The sequence below is a fragment of the Teichococcus aerofrigidensis genome, from assembly GCF_054073225.1.
Map to the genome: position 1 here is coordinate 1 of NZ_JBSXMU010000228.1, position 2,254 is coordinate 2,254.

2 protein-coding genes and 1 pseudogene are annotated in these 2,254 nt (G+C 74.3%); all 3 read left to right on the forward strand.

All coding sequences use genetic code 11. The features are described 5' to 3' along the window. Positions 1-57 precede the first annotated feature (57 nt). On the forward strand, positions 58-687 hold the full coding sequence (locus ACVMLK_RS20780; RefSeq protein WP_457487510.1) for a CDP-alcohol phosphatidyltransferase family protein: 630 nt from the start codon (positions 58-60) through the stop codon (positions 685-687). Positions 688-724: 37 nt separating this feature from the next. Then, positions 725-1,897: an AI-2E family transporter gene (locus ACVMLK_RS20785; protein ID WP_370591985.1), complete on the forward strand. Its 1,173-nt coding sequence runs from the start codon at positions 725-727 to the stop codon at positions 1,895-1,897. After that, a pseudogene (locus tag ACVMLK_RS20790) lies at positions 1,894-2,254 on the forward strand (chromosomal replication initiator DnaA); the annotation flags it as partial. The gene ACVMLK_RS20785 and the pseudogene ACVMLK_RS20790, both read left to right, overlap by 4 nt.

Consider the following 2,254-nt stretch of genomic DNA (forward strand, 5'->3'; position numbering starts at 1 on the left):
TCCCGGCGGCGCCCGGCGCCACCGCGGGCGGCGCGGCGGGGATGTGGCACATCGGCCTTGCCGGCGGCGCCTGAGCCGGAGCCGCTCCCGCCGGCGGAGACGGGCCGCGGCGGGCCCGGGGAAGGGGCTGCTTCGCCCCGGGACGCCGGCGCCCTCACTCTTCCCAACGCCATCACCCTGGCGCGGCTCTGCGCCGTGCCGGCCGCCGTCTGGCTGATCCTGCACGCGCGGCTGGACATCGCCTTCTACGTCTTCGCCGCCGCCGGCCTGTCGGACGGCATCGACGGCTGGCTGGCGCGGCGCACGAACAGCCGCTCGGCGCTCGGCGCCATGCTCGATCCGGTGGCCGACAAGGCCCTGCTGGTCTGCACCTATGTCACCCTGGCCGTCATCGGCGTGCTGCCGGACTGGCTGGCCATCCTGGTGGTGTTCCGCGACGTGCTGATCCTGGGCGGCGTCGCCCTGCTCAGCCTGCTCGGCCCGCCGCCGGCGATCCGGCCGTTGCTGATCTCGAAGGTCAATACCCTGGGGCAGATCCTGCTCGCCGGGCTGGCCCTTTTCCTGCATGGCTTCGGCCTGCCGGCGCCGGGCCTGCTGCTGGCCGCGTGCTGGCTGGTGGCCGGGCTGACGCTCGCCTCCGGCATCGCCTATCTCCTCAACGCCCTGCGACCCGGAGCGCCCCCGTGAGAGTGCCGCCTCAGAGTGTCACCGCGAGGCCGTCGCCGTGAAGCTGCCGCCCGCCGCGCCCCCCATCTCGCCCCCGGACCTGCGGCAGCCGCCGCGCCTGACGACGCCCCCGCCGGCGCCGGCGGGGCCACGCAGCGCCACGCGCAACCAGCGCCTCGGCCTGGTGCTGGGCCTGCTGGCGGCGGGGCTGTTCCTGCTCTGGCTGTTCTCGGCCATCCTGACGCCGTTCGTCCTGGCCGGCTGCATCGCCTATTTCCTGGACCCGGTGGCGACGCGCATGGCGCGCCTCGGCCTGCCGCGCGGCTTCGCCTCGCTGCTGCTCATCGCCGGGCTGATGGCCCTGGCGCTGCTCGGCCTGCTGCTGCTCTATCCGCTGATCATCGGCCAGGTCGGCACCCTGCTGGCGCGGCTGCCGAGCTACATCGCCGGCGTCGGCGCCGCGGCGCAGGAGGCGATGACGGCGCTGGAGACGCGGTTTGGGCCGGAGGTCTTCGACGCCCGGCTGCGCGACCTCGCGGTCAGCCAGCTCGGCGCCATCCTCTCCTATCTCGGCACGGCGGCGACGCGGCTGATCGGCGGCGGCTATGCCCTGGTCAATGTCTTCACCCTGGTGGTGGTGACGCCGGTGGTCGCCTTCTACCTGCTGCGCGACTGGCCGCGCATCATGCTGCGTCTCGAGAGCTGGCTGCCGCGCCGCTCCGCCGCCACCCTGCGCCAGCTGGCCATGGACACCGACCGCGTGCTCTCCGCCTGGCTGCGCGGGCAGCTGATCTGCTGCGCCCTGCTCGCCGCCTACTACGCCATGGCGCTCTCCGCCGTCGGGCTGGAGCTCGGGCTGATGGTCGGGCTGGCGGCGGGCTTCCTGACCTTCATCCCCTATGTCGGCTCGATGACCGGTCTGGCCGCCGCGCTGCTGCTGGCGGTCGGCCAGTTCGGCACCTGGAACGGGGTCGGCCTGGTGGCGGCGGTCTTCGTCACCGGGCAGATCGTCGAGGGCTATATCATCTATCCCAGGCTGCTGGGCGACCGGGTGGAGCTGCACGCGGTCTGGGTGATCTTCGCCCTCTTCGCCGGCGGCGTCGCCTTCGGCTTCCTGGGCGTGCTCCTGGCGGTGCCGATGGCGGCGACGCTCGGCGTGCTGGCGCGCTACTGGCTGCGGCGGTATCTGGAAAGTCCGCTCTACCTGGACCCGCCCCGCACCGGCCCGTGATGTCCGCCCCCGGCCATACCCCGACCCGCCAGCTGGCCCTGCCGCTGGATCTGCCGCAGGCCTTCCGCGGCGAGCTGCTGGCCGATCCCTCCAATGCCACGGCGCGCGCCTGGCTGGCGCGCCACGAGGCCTGGCCGGCCGGGCGGCTGGCGGTCTTCGGGCCCGAGGGGGTGGGCAAGTCGCACCTGCTGCGGCGGGTGGCGGCGGAGCACGGCTGGCGGCTGCTGCAGGGCCCGCTGCTGCGCGGCGTGCCCGAGCCGGCGCCCAGCGTGCTGGACGATGCCGACTGCGTGGCCGAGGAGACGGCGCTGTTCCATCTGATCAACGCCTGCGCGGCGCAGGGCCTGCCGCTGCTGC